The 14,573-nt window shown below is 72.9% G+C and carries 16 protein-coding genes; 6 read left to right on the top strand and 10 right to left on the bottom strand.

The features are described from left to right. Nucleotides 1–22: 22 nt before the first annotated feature. Nucleotides 23–457 carry an ATP-binding protein gene (locus ACZ418_RS29840; protein WP_468368994.1) on the bottom strand — a complete coding sequence of 145 codons (435 nt, stop codon included), beginning with the start codon at nucleotides 455–457 and terminating at the stop codon, nucleotides 23–25. A gap of 135 nt (nucleotides 458–592) precedes the next feature. On the opposite strand from ACZ418_RS29840, the gene ACZ418_RS29845 reads away from it, so the two are divergent. Both ACZ418_RS29845 and ACZ418_RS29850 read left to right on the top strand, forming a co-directional pair. Then, nucleotides 593–835, top strand: coding sequence for a hypothetical protein (locus ACZ418_RS29845; RefSeq protein ID WP_468368997.1), 243 nt, complete (start codon nucleotides 593–595; stop codon nucleotides 833–835). Between the two features lie 282 nt (nucleotides 836–1,117). Continuing rightward, entirely contained in the window at nucleotides 1,118–1,576 is a 459-nt protein-coding gene (locus ACZ418_RS29850; RefSeq protein ID WP_468369000.1) for a cyclic nucleotide-binding domain-containing protein, read from the top strand. Between the two features lies 1 nt (nucleotide 1,577). Here the strand turns inward: ACZ418_RS29850 and ACZ418_RS29855 are convergent, their stop codons facing one another. Both ACZ418_RS29855 and ACZ418_RS29860 read right to left on the bottom strand, forming a co-directional pair. Then, a complete protein-coding gene (locus ACZ418_RS29855; protein WP_468369002.1) occupies nucleotides 1,578–2,879 on the bottom strand; it encodes an MFS transporter in 1,302 nt (433 codons plus the stop codon). 109 nt (nucleotides 2,880–2,988) lie between these two features. After that, on the bottom strand, nucleotides 2,989–3,606 hold the full coding sequence (locus ACZ418_RS29860) for a LysE/ArgO family amino acid transporter (RefSeq protein WP_468369004.1): 618 nt from the start codon (nucleotides 3,604–3,606) through the stop codon (nucleotides 2,989–2,991). Nucleotides 3,607–3,671: 65 nt separating this feature from the next. On the opposite strand from ACZ418_RS29860, the gene ACZ418_RS29865 reads away from it, so the two are divergent. Together ACZ418_RS29865 and ACZ418_RS29870 are read left to right on the top strand one after the other, a co-directional pair. Continuing rightward, nucleotides 3,672–4,559: a LysR family transcriptional regulator ArgP gene (locus ACZ418_RS29865; protein WP_468369006.1), complete on the top strand. Its 888-nt coding sequence runs from the start codon at nucleotides 3,672–3,674 to the stop codon at nucleotides 4,557–4,559. A gap of 366 nt (nucleotides 4,560–4,925) precedes the next feature. Next, complete coding sequence (locus ACZ418_RS29870; RefSeq protein ID WP_468369008.1) at nucleotides 4,926–5,177, top strand: WhiB family transcriptional regulator; 252 nt, start codon at nucleotides 4,926–4,928, stop codon at nucleotides 5,175–5,177. 23 nt (nucleotides 5,178–5,200) lie between these two features. Here the strand turns inward: ACZ418_RS29870 and ACZ418_RS29875 are convergent, their stop codons facing one another. From ACZ418_RS29875 to ACZ418_RS29895, 5 genes are all read right to left on the bottom strand, one after another. Further along, nucleotides 5,201–5,650, bottom strand: a complete 450-nt coding sequence (locus tag ACZ418_RS29875) for a DUF6098 family protein (protein ID WP_468369010.1) — start codon at nucleotides 5,648–5,650, stop codon at nucleotides 5,201–5,203. Nucleotides 5,651–5,718: 68 nt separating this feature from the next. Beyond that, nucleotides 5,719–7,554, bottom strand: a complete 1,836-nt coding sequence (locus ACZ418_RS29880; RefSeq protein WP_468369012.1) for a sensor histidine kinase — start codon at nucleotides 7,552–7,554, stop codon at nucleotides 5,719–5,721. Nucleotides 7,555–8,027: 473 nt separating this feature from the next. Continuing rightward, entirely contained in the window at nucleotides 8,028–8,732 is a 705-nt protein-coding gene (locus ACZ418_RS29885) for a response regulator transcription factor (protein WP_468369014.1), read from the bottom strand. Between the two features lie 20 nt (nucleotides 8,733–8,752). Beyond that, nucleotides 8,753–9,493 carry a L,D-transpeptidase family protein gene (locus ACZ418_RS29890; protein WP_468369017.1) on the bottom strand — a complete coding sequence of 247 codons (741 nt, stop codon included), beginning with the start codon at nucleotides 9,491–9,493 and terminating at the stop codon, nucleotides 8,753–8,755. Nucleotides 9,494–9,535: 42 nt separating this feature from the next. Then, complete coding sequence (locus ACZ418_RS29895; RefSeq protein WP_468369020.1) at nucleotides 9,536–10,945, bottom strand: M1 family metallopeptidase; 1,410 nt, start codon at nucleotides 10,943–10,945, stop codon at nucleotides 9,536–9,538. Between the two features lie 158 nt (nucleotides 10,946–11,103). Between ACZ418_RS29895 and ACZ418_RS29900 the strand changes: the two genes are divergently transcribed. Continuing rightward, nucleotides 11,104–11,451, top strand: coding sequence for a DUF488 domain-containing protein (locus ACZ418_RS29900; RefSeq protein WP_468369023.1), 348 nt, complete (start codon nucleotides 11,104–11,106; stop codon nucleotides 11,449–11,451). 2 nt (nucleotides 11,452–11,453) lie between these two features. Here ACZ418_RS29900 and ACZ418_RS29905 read toward each other — a convergent pair whose 3' ends face one another. After that, the gene (locus tag ACZ418_RS29905) at nucleotides 11,454–13,127 is read right to left on the bottom strand and encodes an FAD-binding dehydrogenase (RefSeq protein WP_468369611.1); all 1,674 of its coding nucleotides are present in this window, start codon (nucleotides 13,125–13,127) and stop codon (nucleotides 11,454–11,456) included. Nucleotides 13,128–13,153: 26 nt separating this feature from the next. Further along, the gene (locus tag ACZ418_RS29910; RefSeq protein WP_468369026.1) at nucleotides 13,154–13,795 is read right to left on the bottom strand and encodes a TetR/AcrR family transcriptional regulator; all 642 of its coding nucleotides are present in this window, start codon (nucleotides 13,793–13,795) and stop codon (nucleotides 13,154–13,156) included. A 126-nt stretch (nucleotides 13,796–13,921) separates the two neighbouring features. Between ACZ418_RS29910 and ACZ418_RS29915 the strand changes: the two genes are divergently transcribed. After that, nucleotides 13,922–14,551, top strand: coding sequence for an alpha-ketoglutarate-dependent dioxygenase AlkB (locus ACZ418_RS29915; RefSeq protein ID WP_468369029.1), 630 nt, complete (start codon nucleotides 13,922–13,924; stop codon nucleotides 14,549–14,551). The last annotated feature ends 22 nt before the right edge of the window (nucleotides 14,552–14,573 follow it).

Here is a 14,573-nt window from a genome sequence, read left to right on the forward strand (position 1 = left end):
GACGTGAACCTTCCGCATGGTTTCAGCGCAGCGGTACGACGGCCGTGATGCGCTTGCCGCCGCAGGGCAGCTGCGCGACCCGGATGTCCCGGGACAGGCGGCAGACGATGGGCCAGCCCCGGCCGCCGAGCCGGGTGGGGACAGGCTCGTCGACGGGCGGGGCGGCCACCGGCAGCTCGTCACTGCGGTCGCTCACCGACACCCGTACGCCGCGGGAGTCCACATCGACGTCGAAGCCGGTGATGCCACCGCCGTGCAGGATGGCGTTGGTGGTGAGCTCGGAGGTGACCAGCAGGGCGTCCTCCATGGCCGTGTGAGCGCAGGGGATGGCGCGGGCCCGGCACCGTTCGGCCACCACGCGTTCCACGGTTCTGCGGGCTTCGGCCGGCCGGCACGGCATACGGCGGCGCGGTTCCCGCAGCGTCGCGCGGCAGCTGGTCCGGTGCTTGTCGCGCATCCCTTCCTCCTTCAGGCGATGCCCGGACGGATACCCGGTTTGCGGGCTTCCTCCTGTCCGCCTCACCCCTTCCGAAGCCGTCAAACACCGCCGGTGCCCGTGTCATCACCGCGGCCATGCGGGTACCAGACCGGTATGACCGATGTCGTGGACGCGGACGAATTGCTGCGGCGCATCCAGCGCGGCCGGGAGCACGCGGCTGCGGAGGAGCGGGCCTGGCGGGAACGCGCGCGGAACCTGACGGCGACGGATCCGGACGGCGCCCGGGAGGCGACGGCCCGCGCGTGGGCGTTCGAGGCGGTGGCGCGGGTGCTGGAGGAGGTCGTCTGCCCGGGTGGACCGCGGGACACCACGGAAGGCGTGAAACAGGTCACGTGACCTGCTACCGGTTGGTAGAACACCCGCCGGATGGTTTATCGTTCATACATACGTGATGCCGGAGGTGACCGGAACCGTCCTTCCTCCCTCCATGGCGTCACCGCAGACGGCCCTGGCTGGCCTCCCCCGTCCAGCCAGGGCTTCTTGCTGTCCGGAAACCGGCGCGGGACCGGGCGCGCAGCGAGGAAATCCAGGTCCTTCGAGGTGCCCGGAGGGGCGGCAGCGGCTGAAATGGGCTTAGGGAAAGCACCCCCGAACCCCCTCGGCGAGGAGCCCCGCGCCATGACCAAAGCGATAAAACTGCTGACCGCCCTACCCCATGCGCAGCGCGAGCGCCTGATGGAACTGGCCAAGGAGGTCTCGTTCCCGGAGGACACCCGCATCTTCGAGGCGGGCGGCACCGCCGACCGGTTCTGGGTGATCCGTTCCGGCGCGGTCCACCTCGACCAGCAGGTCACCTCGCGGCAGCGGGTCACCGTCGCCTCGCTCGGCGCGGGCGACATGCTCGGCTGGTCCTGGCTGTTCCCGCCGTACCAGTGGGACTTCGGCGCGGTGGCCTTCAGCAACGTACGGGCCTACGAGTTCGACGGGCCCTCGGTGCTCGCGCTGTGCGTGGAGGACCCGCTGCTCGGGCTCTCGCTGGTGCGGACGGTGGCCGAGGTCCTCGCCCACCGTCTGGAGACGACCAGGGGCAAGCTGATGGACCAGTACATGACCAGGGGGCGCGGCGGCCTGGTGTGACTCAGATCCGGTAGCGGCGCAGCGCCGGTACGGCGGCGGCCAGGGCCAGCATCACCACGACCACCAGCGCTCCACCGCCCGCCACCGCGGCGCGCGGGCCGAAGGCCGAGCCGGCCGTGCCGTGCAGTACGTCGGCCAGGCGCGGCCCGCCCGCGACGACCACCGTGAACACGCCCTGCATCCGGCCACGCATCTCGTCGGTCGCGGCCGACAGCAGGATCGCGCCGCGGAACACCATCGAGACCATGTCGGCGACCCCGGCCGCGGCGAGGAAGGCCAGGGCCACCCAGAGATTGCGGCTCAGCCCGAACCCTGCGACGGCCACGCCCCAGCCGACGACCGCCCCGATGACCATCCAGCCGTGCCGGCGGGCCCGTGAGAACACCCCGGAGAACAGACCGCCGAGCACCGCGCCGACCGGGATGCCGGCGAACAGCACACCGAGCGCGAGCCCCTCGCCGTAGGAGTGGTACGTCTGCGCCGCGAGCTGCGGGAACAGGGCGCGCGGCATGCCGAGGACCATGGCGACGATGTCGGCGAGGAAGGACAGCAGCAGCACCTTGTGCCCGGAGATGTACCGGAACCCGGCGGCTATCTGGCGCACCCCGGCCCGGCGGGCGGTGGCCTCGCCGAGCGGGGGCAGCGCGGGCAGCCGGAAGACGGCCCACACGGTCACGCACAGGGCCACGGCGTCGATGAGGTACAACTCGGGCAGCCCGATGACCGGGATCAGCACACCGGCGAGCAGCGGCCCCGCGACCATGCCGGTCTGCATCACCGTGGAGCCGAGCGCGCCCGCGGCGGGCAGTTGCTCGGCCGGGACCAGCCGGGCGATGGAGGCGTTGCGGGCCGGGGAGTTGAGGCCGAACAACGCCTGCTGGCAGGCGAGCAGCACCATGAGGACGGCGACGGAGTCCGTCCCGGTGACGGCCTGTGCCCAGAACAGCAGCGAGGTGACCGCGATACCGGTGTTGGTGACCAGCAGCAGCTTGCGGCGGTCCACGGTGTCGGCGACCGCGCCGCCCCACAGCGCGAACGCCACCATCGGCACGAGACCGGCCAGGCTCGCGTAGCCGACCCATGCCGAGGAGTGCGTGACGTCGTAGACCTGCTTGGGCACGGCGACGGCGGTGAGCTGGCTGCCGACGGCGGTGACGATGGTCGACGTCCACAGGCGCCGGTAGGCCGGGATGCTCAGCGGACGGGTGTCCATCGCCCAGCGGCGCCAGCCGCGCCGGGGTGGAGCCGCGGCGTCCGGAGCGGCCTCGGATTCGGTGGTGCTGCTGCTCTCGCTGGTGTCCACGGGTGTCCTGTTGCCGATAGAGGTTGCTCGCTACATCTGTTCGATTCGAGAGCCTAACTATCTGGACCGATCCTGTGCACGCCGAACGGGTGCCGCGCGGCATCCGGCGTCAGGATCCGGCCATGAGTGTCGCCCCCAGCGCCAGCATGGTGACGGCGACCAGGCCGTCCAGGACCCGCCACGCCGCCGGACGGGCCAGGAAGCGGCCGAGCAGCCGGGCGCCGAAGCCGAGCGCGGCGAACCAGCACAGGCTGGCGAGCGCGGCGCCGAGCCCGAAGGTCCAGCGCAGCGCGCCCCGGTCGGCGGCGAGGGAGCCGAGCAGGAACACTGTGTCCAGGTAGACGTGCGGGTTCAGCCAGGTCATCGCCAGACAGGTGACCACCGCCCGGCGCCGGGAGCCCGCGGCCTCCCCCTCGGTGCTCAGCCCGGCCGAGCCCGGTCTGAGCACCCGGCGGGCGGCGAGGAGCCCGTAGCAGAGCAGGAAGAGACCGCCGACGATCCCGACCGCCCGGACCGCGCCCGGCCACGCCACCACGACCGCCCCGACCCCGCCGACGCCCAGCGCGATGAGCACCGCGTCGGACAAGGCGCAGATGCCCACCACGGCGAGGACCGCGTCGCGGCGCACCCCCTGCCGCAGGACGAAGGCGTTCTGGGCGCCGATGGCGACGATCAGGGAGAGGCCGGTGCCGAATCCGGCGGCCGCGGCGGTCAGGGCGTGGTGCATGCCTCGAACCTAGGAAGCCCTTCCCCACAAGTACAGCTAAAGATTCTTAAGTACCCTTAGAAGTTGTGATGACCCAGCTTCCCCTGGAGCACGTGCGGACCCTGCTCGCCGTGGTGGACGAGGGCACCTTCGACGCCGCCGCGGCCGCCCTGCACGTGACCCCGTCGGCGGTCAGCCAGCGGGTCAAGGCGCTCGAACAGCGCACCGGCCGGGTGCTGCTGCAGCGCACCAAGCCGGTGCGGCCGACGGAGTCCGGCGCGGTGCTGGTGCGGTACGCCCGGCAGCTCGCCCGGCTGGAACGGGACGCCTGGGGTGAACTCGGGCTGAGCGGTGCCGGGGAGCCGACGCGGGTGTCGGTGGCGGTGAACGCGGACTCGCTGGCGACCTGGTTCCTGCCGGCGCTGACCCGGGTGGCGGGGCTCTGCTTCGAACTGCACCGGGAGGACGAGGACCACACGGCGGCACTGCTGCGCGAGGGTCTGGTGATGGCGGCGGTGACCACCGCCGCCGATCCAGTGCCCGGCTGCACGGTCCGGCCGCTCGGCCGGATGCGGTATCTGCCGGTCGCCGCACCGGAGTTCACCACGACCCACCTGGGCGGGCGGCCGCTGCCGGAGGCACTGCCCGAGGCCCCCGTCGTGGTCTTCGACCGCAAGGACGACTTCCAGGACGCCTTCGTGCGCCGGCTGGACCGCGGCTCCGCCGGCCCGCTCAGGCACCTCGTGCCCACCTCGGAGGGCTTCCTGGACGCGGTCGCCGCCGGGCTCGGCTGGGGCATGGTGCCGGAGGTCCAGGCGGGTCCGCTGCTGGAGGAGGACCGGCTGGTGCTCCTCGCGCCCGAGGAATGGATGGACGTCACGCTGTACTGGCAGCAGTGGAAGCTGGACTCCCCCGCGCTGGCCGCGCTCGCCGAGGCGGTGACAGCGACGGCGGCCGAGGCACTGCGCCGCTGACGGCCACGCACGTTCGTCCGGTTACGTTTTATCCGTTTCGCACCGGCGGAAGGGCGCCGCGGAGTACGGTGGTCGGGCGGTGGCGCGGCGAACGGCGGTCCCGGCCGGTTCCCGCCCCCAACTCCGCGCCCCCGGTGCCTGGTCGGGTACGGGTGCCCACGGCCCGGTGGCCCGTCCGCCCCCGTTCCCCGGCCCGTCGAACGCGTACGGCTCGCCCCGGACCGTAGGCGCGCCCGTGGCCGGATCGCGGTCGTCGCGCGATCCCCCCGCCGCACACACCGTTTCACACCGCCCCGACCGGTCACCCGAACCCGCAGTACGCATTCGGCAGGCACGGACGACTTCGATCGGATCCAGGAGACTTCCATGGACAACTGGCGCGACCATGCCGCGTGCCGTCACGAGGATCCCGACCTGTTCTTCCCCATCGGCACCACCGGTCCGGCGCATGTGCAGACCCAGCACGCCAAGGCGGTCTGCGGCCGGTGCCCCGTCCGGGAGGAGTGCCTGGACTGGGCGCTGGCAACCGGCCAGGGCATCGGCATCTGGGGCGGGACGACCGAGCCGGAGCGCCGGGACCTGCACCGCCACGCCCGCTCCCGGCCGCGCTTCCGCTGACCCCGGCGCCCACGGTCCGGGCCTCAGCGACCGCTGCGGCGCAGGGTCCCCCACGCCCGTTCCTGCCGGGCCACCTCCTCCTTCGCCGCGTCGATCACCTCGTCCGCGATCCAGCACAGCGGCTCGGCATCGGTGACGAGCGGCTCGTTGTCTGGGCCCCGGCCGGTCTCCCGGCCCCGCAGGACCCAGGGACGTACACCGGGGCCCTTGTCGTGCGGCAGGTGCGCATAGTCGTAGAGACGGCGCGCCACCCACAGCTCCACCGACCGGTCCGCCCACCAGCTTTCGATGTCGAGCGGACTCGCGGACAGCCCGGGCATGGGTACGCCGGTGAGGTCGTCGGTGCTGGAGACCTCGACGAGGTCGGTGCCGGGCCCCTGGGACCAGCGGACGTACAGCCCCTGCTGCTCGCCCACCAGGCGGGCCAGCTCGGCGAGCGTGGACACGACCGGCAGGTCCTCCGGTGCGCTCATGGCCTGATCTCCCTCGACTGCGCCGCGCGACCGGAGTACCCCTGGTGCGCGCGGGGAATCGGAGGCGATCAGGTGTGGTCCGCGGGTGGGTCGGCCGCGGGCAGCCGCAGGGTGAAGACCGCGCCCCGGCCAGGCCGGCTCGCGGCCTCGGCCGTGCCGTTGTGGGCGGCGAGCAGGTGGCGCACGATCGGCAGGCCCAGGCCGCTGCCGCCGGTGCGGCGGCTGCGGGACTTCTCGGCGCGCCAGAACCGGTCGAAGACGTGCGGCAGGTCCTCGGGCGCGATCCCCGTGCCGGTGTCGGTGACGGTCAGCACGACGTCGGCGCCGTCACGGCGGGCGGCGAGCGTGACCGTGCCGTCGGCCGGGGTGTGCCGAAGCGCGTTGGAGACCAGGTTCCCGAGGGCCTGACGCATTCGCACCGGGTCGGCGTCGAGCCAGGCGGTGGCGTCGGCCTCGGTGCGCAGGGCGACCCCGGCGGCTCTGCCTGCGACCCGGTGGGCGGCGGCCACCTGGTCCAGCAGCTCGCCGGCCCGCAGGGGCTCGCGGTGCAGCCGCAGGGTGCCGGCGTCGGCGGCGGCGAGGTCCTGCAGGTCGTCGATGATCCGCTGAAGGACGAGCGCCTCCTCGTGCAGCGAGTCCAGCAGCGGCGGGTCGGGCTCGACGACTCCGTCGCGGACGACCTCCAGCCAGCCGCGGATGTTGGTGAGCGGGCTGCGCAGTTCGTGCGCTATGTCGCTGACCATCGCCTTGCGCTGGGCCTCCAGGCGCGCCCGGCGCTCGGTCAGGTCGTTGAAGGCCTCGGCGAGGATGCCGGTCTCGTCCCGGGTGGTCACCGGGACCCGTACGTGCAGGTCGGGTGGCTGCTGGGCGGCCTCGGTCAGCGCGCGCAGCGGCCGTACCAGCCGAGTGGCGACGAGGGCGGTCACGGCGACGGTGACGGCCAGGACCAGTCCGGCGGCGCCGATCACCTTGGCCTTGTTGGCCGGGGACATGTCGAAGCGGGAGGGGTTCTGGTCGCCGATGCCGAGGAACAGGTCGGCCACCGGGGCGACATAGGGCTCCAGTTGGGTACGCCGGGCGGTCAGCATGCAGTGCTGGGCCGCCCGCGCCGTCGCCGCCTTGCCCGCCCTGGCGTACTTGGCGACCAAGTAGCCGCCGCCGAAGGGGTCCTTGCCGCTGGGGTCGTAGGTGAGGAAGAGCCGGCCGCCGAGGTCCAGGCCGGCCTGTTTCAGACAGGGCCGGGCGAGGTCGGTGAGGTCGGCCAGGGCCTTGTGTTCCGTCGGCGTGGGCGTGTTGAGCTGTCCGTCCTCGCACACCGCCGCGCCGTAGCCGGCCGGGTCGGTGCCGTCCGGGAGGGTGACGACGGGCCGCCCGCCCACCGTGCGGACGACGCCGGGCTGGAGGCCGTAACGCTCGTAGCACTGCCTGCGCTTGGCGGCCAGCGCGTCCAGCTTCGCGCGTTCCTTCGCCGGGAGCCGGTAGGGGCCGACCACGCGCGGGTCGATGCCGCTGAGCTGGGCGCCGGTCTCGCTGTAGGTGTCGGTGCGCAGCGGGTCGACGGTGGCGGCGGGCCGGGGCGGCAGCGGGGTGCCGCGGGGCGCGGAGTCGGCGACGAGGGTGCGGTCGGCGGTGGTGAGCGCGATCCGGCGTCCGGTCTCGGCGGCCAACTGCCGGACCGTACGGCGGACGTCCGTCCAGTCGGAGTGGGTGGCCGCGTATCCGCTGAGCCGGGCCAGGATGCGGTTGTCGGCCGCGAGGTCCTGGCCCTGCTCCTCCTTCAGTGCGCTGGTGGTGGTGGTCACCGCGAGCCAGGCGGTGGCGGCCACCGAACAGACCGCGATCAGGGCGGAGACGGACAGCAGCCGGACGAGAAGCCGCTTGCGCAGCGGGATCCGACGCTTCACGGCGGCTTTCCGGCCGGCGCCGCCCTCCCCACGCGGGACGGACGTCCCCGACCGGCCCCGGAGCCGCCGACACCTCACGGGCACCCCCGCGCGCCTCGGACCTGCCGTCGCCTCACAGGGACCGCCGCCCTTCTCGAAACTGCCGGCGCCTCAAGGACGCCCCCCAACCGGCTGGCACCCGCCGACACCTCCCACCCGACTCGGCACCGCCGCACCACACAGCCATCCCCACCCGACTCGGCACCGCCGCACCACACAGCCATCCCCACCCTGCTCGGCACCGCAACGCCACACAGGCGCCTCCCGCCCCGCTTGGCACCGCTTCGCCACGGGCACCTCGCCCCCACTCCGCACCGACACGCACACACAGACACCGCCACCGACCTCGGGTCCCGCCGCCACGCAGGCACTCCCACCAACCTCATCACCGCCCGCACCCCGCAGCCACCCCCACCAACCTCGGCACCCCCGCTTCACGGCCGGGTGCCGCTCAGCTTGTAGCCGACGCCGAACACGGTCAGGAGCCGCACCGGCCGACGCGGGTCGGGCTCGATCTTGCGGCGCAGGTTCATGATGTGCACGTCGACGGCCCGCTCGGTCGAGGCCCGGTCGAAGCCGCGGGTGCACTGCAGCAACTGCCGCCGGGTGAACACCCGTTCCGGCTCCGCGGCCATGGCCAGCAGGATCTGGAACTCGGCGGGCGTGCAGTCCACGGTCGCGCCGTCGCAACGCACCTCGTGCCGTACGGGATCGACGCTGATCCCGGCGGCCCGGACCACGGGGTCGTCGTCCCGGGTGCCGACGCCGCGCCCGCTGCGCCTGAGCACCGTACGGATGCGGGCCATCAGCTCGCGCGGGCTGTACGGCTTGGTCATGTAGTCGTCGGCGCCCAGTCCGAGGCCGAGCAGCAGATCGTCCTCGGCGGAGCGGGCGGTGAGCATGACGACCGGTATCTCCGGGGCCGCGCCGCCGCGCAGCGCCCGGCACACGCCGAAGCCGTCGAGGACCGGGAGCATCAGGTCCAGGACGACGAGGTCGGGCCGGAGACTGCGGGCCGCCTCCAGCGCGGCGGCCCCGTCGTGCACCACCGTGGCGGTGTGTCCCTCGGCCAGCAGGGAGCGGCGGATCAGTTCGGCCTGCTTCTCGTCGTCCTCGGCGACCAGTACATGTGCGCACACGAGTTCGGATCCTAGGCGGCTCAGGCGGCGAGCCAGTCGGCGTACCCCATGACGACGACCGGATGCCGGTGCGGGTCGAGGGTGCGCAGCAGTTCCTTCATATGGGCCTTGGCGAGGCTGACACAGCCGTGGGTGGGGCCGCCGTGGTCGACGTGCAGCCATACTCCTCCGCCGCGCTTGGGGCCGAGCGGCCGGGTCCAGTCCAGCGGGGAGGTGCCGGGCTCGCGGTTGTAGTCGATCGCGATGACGTAGTCGAAGCAGCCTTCGAGCGGTTCGCCCTCGAAGCCGGTGCCGGGCGAGTGGAAGCCGCCGGAGTGGTGGTAGGGCAGCTTGCTGCCGGGGTCCGGGAGCAGGCCGCCGGCGTCGGAGAGGGCGTAGACGCCGAGCGGGGAGCGCAGGTCGCCCAGCACGTGGTAGGCGCTCCAGCCGCGCAGGGCGTTGTGCCCGGGCCAGGCGGGGCCGGACTGCCAGCCGGCGGCGGTGCGCTCGTGCAGGACGACCGTGCAGAGCGGGGAGTCCTTGCCGCGCCCGGTGACGACGACGGCCTGCTCGCAGCGCTGGGGTATCGCCGCCGACCTGGCCGGGCCGAGACCCGGTATGCCCTGGCGCGCCTGCTCCGCCTGGACCGCGGTGGTGGGCGTGGCGGTGGGTGCCGGGCGGGTGGGGGGTGTCGCGCGCTCGGTCGCCTCGGCTCCACCGCCGCAGCCGGTGAGCAGCAGCGGGGAGGCGAGAACGGCGACGGCGGTTCTGCGATGGATCATGGTGTCGACCCTGGCCGACACTTGTTTGGAACCGGTCAGGGTTCAGGCGCTGTTCGGCTTGCCCTTCGTGAACAGCCAGGTGCGCAGCAGCCCGCCCAGACGCTTCCCCGAGATCCGCTCCGCCAGCTGTGTGAACTGTGCCGTCGTACCGTGGCCGTCGCGGTGCCCTGCCGTCCAGGCGCGCAGGATCCGGAAGAAGTCCCGGTCGCCGACGGCCTCGCGCAGTTCGTGCAGGGTCATGGCGCCGCGGGCGTACACGGGCGTGTCGAAGATGTTCTTCCCGCTGCCCGGGTCGCCGGGCGCAAAGGCCCACAGGTGGTCGCTCGCCGGGCGGGCGTAGAGGGCGTCGAAGGTCTTCTGAGCGCTGTCGCCGCCGTGCTGCTCGGTGTACAGCCACTCGGCGTAGGTGGCGAAGCCCTCGTTGAGCCAGATGTCCTGCCAGGCCGTCAGCGAGACGGAGTCGCCGAACCACTGGTGGGCGTTCTCGTGGACGAGGGTGCCGATGTCGGGCGCGGAGTCGTAGAGCGGCCGGGTCTGGGTCTCCAGGGCGTAGCCGACGCCCGGGGCGTGGTCGACGATCGACCCGGCGGAGCGGAACGGGTACGGCCCGAACAGCTTGCTCTCCCAGGCGAGTACGGACGGCAGCTGCTTCAGCACCGGTGCGGCCGCGCTCGCCTCGCGCGGATCGACGGCGTTGTACACGTGCATGCCGTCGGGGGTGGTGTACTGCTCGACCTTGAACTTTCCGATGGTGACGGTGGCCAGGTAGGCGGCCGTCGGCTCGGTCTCGCGCCAGCGGAAGGTCGTACGGCCGTGCTCGGTGCGCTGTCCGAGCAGCACGCCGCCCGCGACGGCCGTGCGCCCCTCAGGGACGGTGACGGTGATGTCGTACGACGACTTGTCCTTGGGGTGGCTGTTGGCCGGGAACCAGGTCATCGCGCCCTGTGGCTCGCCGGCGACGAAGGCGCCGTCGTCGGTGGGAATCCAGCCGTCCGCGCTGCCGTCGGGGTCGGTGACCGGCTTCGGGGTGCCGTCGTAGGTGACGGTGACCTGGAAGTCCCCGCCCGCGGGCAGGGTGTGGCGTGGCGTGACGAGGAGTTCCTGGCCGTCGCGCCGGAACACCGCGGGCGTTCCGTCCACGGTGACGCCGGTGACCTTCAGGCCCTTCAGGTCGAGGTCGAAGCGGCTGAGGTGCTGGGTGGCGCGGGCGGCGAGGACGGCCCTGCCGTCGAGATGCCGGGAGGTGGTGTCGTATCGGAGCGTGAGGTCGTAGTGCCGGACGTGGAAGCCGCCGTTGCCGCTGAGCGGGAAGTAGGGGTCGCCCGCACCGGGGGCACCGGCCGTGCCCGGCGCCGTGGGTCCGGCGGCGCCGACGAGTGCCGCGAGGGCGACGGGGACGGCGACGAGGACCGCGGTACGGCGTCGGAGGTGCTGTCTGCTGGGTGGCGTCACATGCGGCTCCTGGAGGAAGTGCCGGGTGATACAGGCTAGGGGTGGCGAGCCCCCGATTTACGCCTGGTTCAGGTCAACTCGCCCCGCGTCGCAACCCGGTGGCCGGGGCAGCCGCAGTACGCTCGCGGCACCGACCGCGACCCGAGAGAGGCCCGACCGTGAGCGTGCGTGTGCGCCGCATCTACGACCCGCCCGAGGCCGAGGACGGCCTGCGCGTCCTGGTCGACCGGCTGTGGCCGCGCGGCCTGGCCAAGGACGCGGCCCAGGTGGACGAGTGGCCGAAGGCGCTCACGCCGTCCAACGAACTGCGCAAGTGGTACCACGGGGGCGGCTCCTACGAGGAGTTCAGGGGCCGCTACGAGGCGGAGCTCGACGCTCCGGAGGCCGCCGGGCTCCTCGACGGCCTGCGCAAGGCGGCCCGCAGCAAGCGCGTGACCCTGCTGACCGCGTCCAGGACGCCGGAGCAGAGCCACGCGCAGGTCCTGCTGGAGCTGCTGAGGGGCTGAGGTCAGCCGGTGTGCCCGGCCGCGTGCCGGCCCGCGGCCCGGCCGGAGAACAGGCAGCCGCCGAGGAAGGTGCCCTCCAGCGCGTTGTAGCCGTGCACACCGCCGCCGCCGAAGCCGGCCACCTCGCCGGCCGCGTACAGTCCCTCGATCGGCGTGCCGTCGGCTGCCAGGGCGCGGGAGTCGAGGTCGGTCTGGATGCCGCCGAGGGTCTTGCGGGTGAGCACGTGCAGCCGGACGCCGATGAGGGGGCCCGCGGCCGGGTCGAGGATGCGGTGCGGGGTGGCGACCCGGCCGAGCCGGTCCCCGATGTAGCGGCGGGCGTTGCGGATGCCCTGGACCTGGGAGTCCTTGCTGTAGGGGTTGGCCATCTGCAGGTCCCGGGCCTCGATCTGGCGGCGCACCTCGGCCGCGTCCAGCAGCGGCTTGTCGGTCAGCGCGTTCATCTTCCCGACCAGTTGCTCCAGGTTGCCCGCGGTCACGAAGTCCACGCCCTTGTCGAGGAAGGCCTTGACCGGTGCGGGCGCGCTCTTGCCGACCAGCCGGTCGCGCAGGACGGCCCGGCGGTCCTTGGCGGTGATGTCGGGGTTCTGTTCGGAGCCGGAGAGCGCGAACTCCTTCTCGATGATCTTCCGGGTGAGGATGAACCAGGAGTGGTCGTATCCGGCGATGTCCTCGGTGGTGCGCAGGTACTTGAGAGTGCTGAGGGTGTCGTAGCCCGGCAGACAGGGGTCGGGCAGCCGGCGGCCGAGGGCGTCCAGCCAGATGGAGGACGGGCCGGGCAGGATGCGGATGCCGTGGCCGGGCCAGATCGGGTCCCAGTTCTGCAGGCCCTCGGTGTAGTGCCACATGCGGTCCCGGTTGACCAGCCGGACGCCGGCCTCGGCGCTGATGTCGAGCATCCGGCCGTCGACGTAGGCGGGAACGCCGGTGACCATCTCGGCCGGCGGGGTGCCCAGCCGGGCGGGCCAGTGGCGGCGGACGATGTCGTGGTCGGCGCCGATGCCGCCGGTGGTGACGACGACCGCCTGGGCGGTGAGTTCGAAGTCGCCGGCACGGTCGCGGTTGGAGGCGACTCCGCGCGGCGAGCGGTCCTCGGCCAGGACGGTGCCGCGCACCCCGCGCGCGGTGCCGTCCGCTATGACCAGCTCGTCGACCCGGTGGCGGTGGTGGAAGGTCAGCAGTCCGTCCCGGGCGGCCTGGCGGGCGTACTTCACGAACGGCTCGACCACGCCGGTGCCGGTGCCCCAGGCGATGTGGAAGCGGGGTACCGAGTTGCCGTGCCCTGCGGCCCTGAGGTCGCCGCGCTCGGCCCAGCCGACGGTCGGCAGCAGCTCGATGCCGTGCCCCTTGAGCCAGGACCGCTTCTCGCCGGCCGCGAACTCGACATAGGCGCGGGCCCAGCGCACCGCCCAGGAGTCCTCGTCGTCGAGCCGGTCGAACTGGGCGCTGCCCTGCCAGTCGTTCCAGGCGAGGTCGAAGGAGTCCTTGATGCCGAGGCGGCGCTGCTCGGGCGAGCCGACGAGGAAGAGCCCGCCGAAGGACCAGAACGCCTGTCCGCCGAGGTTGTTCGCGTTCTCCTGGTCGACCAGGGCCACCCTGCGGCCCCGGCTGGTGAGTTCATGCGCCGCGACCAGGCCGGCGAGGCCCGCTCCGACGACGATGACGTCCGCGTCCATCGTGACTGTGTCCTTCCTGACGATCCTCATGCGGGGGTCGTGCGGGGTGGTGCGGGGGCGGGGCTGCCGTCCGTGAGCAGGGCGGTGACCAGCTGTTTGAGCCAGGCCCGGGCGGCCTCGACGTCCTTGTCCAGCAGGAGCTGGACGGTGACGCCGTCGTACGCGGCGACCACCGCGTGCGCGGCGCCGTCCACGTCACCGAGCACGGCGGGCAGTTCGGTGTGGCCGCGGGCTTGGAAGAGCCGGTCGGCGACCGCCTCGCGGAGCCGGGCGCGGTGGTCGAGGAGGGCCCGGGCGATCTCGGGGTCGCGGGCGGCGTGCACCAGGAAGTCGGTCTTGACCAGCAGCCAGTCCACGTCGAGCAGCAGTACCTCGGTGACCCGGTCCACGGCCGTCGGCACGTCGAGTCCGGGCCCGTCCTGGGCGAGCGCCTCGGCCACCTGGGAGGCGATGAGCTCGGCGCGCTCCTGGTAGAGCGCGAAGAACAGCTCGTCCAGCGTGGCGAAGTTCGAGTAGAAGGCGCCCCGGCTGAAGCCCGCCGCCTCGCAGACCTCCTCGATGGAGACCCGCCCGAAGCCCTTGGCCGCGAACACCTCGAACGCGGCCTGAAGCAGCCGGGCCCGGGTGTGGACCCGGCGCCGGGTGACGCGCTTGGCCGTCTCCTCCATGGCAGCCACCTCCCAAGTTCGATACGTGAATGTATCGGATACACCGATGTATCGAAAGGCTTGTGCAGCGGCAAGGCTCCACGCCAATCAAGGGAACATATTTTCGATTAGGGGTACGCTGGGCTCATGTCCACGCACCTCCAGGGCTCCCTGTTCGACCAGACCGACGAGCTGCGGCTCGGACCGCTCGACGGGCTGCGCCGGACCGAGCTGGGCGCCGGCGCCTGGATCGACGTCCTGCCGGGCTGGCTGAGCGGGGCCGACGCCCTGTTCGAGAAGCTGGCGGCGGACGTGCCATGGCGCGCGGAGCGCCGCAGGATGTACGACAACATGGTGGCCGTGCCGCGCCTGCTGGCCTTCTACGCGGCGCACGACCCGCTCCCCCATCCGGTGCTGGACGAGGCCCGTGACGCCCTGTCCCGGCACTACGCCGAGGAGCTGGGCGAGCCCTTCACGACCGCCGGGCTGTGCTTCTACCGGGACGGCCGGGACAGCGTGGCCTGGCACGGGGACCGGATCGGGCGGGGTGCCCGCGAGGACACCATGGTCGCGATTCTCTCGGTGGGCGCGCCCCGGGACCTGCTGCTGCGTCCGGCGGGCGGAGGCGGCGCGACGCTGCGGCGAGGGCTCGGCCACGGCGACCTGATCGTGATGGGCGGCTCCTGCCAGCGGACCTGGGAACACTGCGTACCGAAGACCGCCCGGGCCGCGGGCCCGCGCATCAGCATCCAGTTCCGGCCGCACGGCGTGCAGTGACGCGCCCCGCCGGTGCGCGGCA

It is taken from the genome of Streptomyces sp. NPDC030820 (assembly GCF_055572075.1).

What these genes read in the sequence shown, in the direction of transcription:
- ACZ418_RS29870 (WP_468369008.1), top strand. Translation starts at nt 4,926, where the DNA reads ATGGACAACTGGCGCGACCATGCCGCGTGCCGTCACGAGGATCCCGAC.
- ACZ418_RS29905 (WP_468369611.1), bottom strand. Translation starts at nt 13,127, where the DNA reads ATGGACGCGGACGTCATCGTCGTCGGAGCGGGCCTCGCCGGCCTGGTC.
- ACZ418_RS29850 (WP_468369000.1), top strand. Translation starts at nt 1,118, where the DNA reads ATGACCAAAGCGATAAAACTGCTGACCGCCCTACCCCATGCGCAGCGC.
- ACZ418_RS29860 (WP_468369004.1), bottom strand. Translation starts at nt 3,606, where the DNA reads ATGCACCACGCCCTGACCGCCGCGGCCGCCGGATTCGGCACCGGCCTC.
- ACZ418_RS29845 (WP_468368997.1), top strand. Translation starts at nt 593, where the DNA reads ATGACCGATGTCGTGGACGCGGACGAATTGCTGCGGCGCATCCAGCGC.
- ACZ418_RS29890 (WP_468369017.1), bottom strand. Translation starts at nt 9,493, where the DNA reads ATGATCCATCGCAGAACCGCCGTCGCCGTTCTCGCCTCCCCGCTGCTG.
- ACZ418_RS29915 (WP_468369029.1), top strand. Translation starts at nt 13,922, where the DNA reads ATGTCCACGCACCTCCAGGGCTCCCTGTTCGACCAGACCGACGAGCTG.
- ACZ418_RS29875 (WP_468369010.1), bottom strand. Translation starts at nt 5,650, where the DNA reads ATGAGCGCACCGGAGGACCTGCCGGTCGTGTCCACGCTCGCCGAGCTG.
- ACZ418_RS29910 (WP_468369026.1), bottom strand. Translation starts at nt 13,795, where the DNA reads ATGGAGGAGACGGCCAAGCGCGTCACCCGGCGCCGGGTCCACACCCGG.
- ACZ418_RS29840 (WP_468368994.1), bottom strand. Translation starts at nt 457, where the DNA reads ATGCGCGACAAGCACCGGACCAGCTGCCGCGCGACGCTGCGGGAACCG.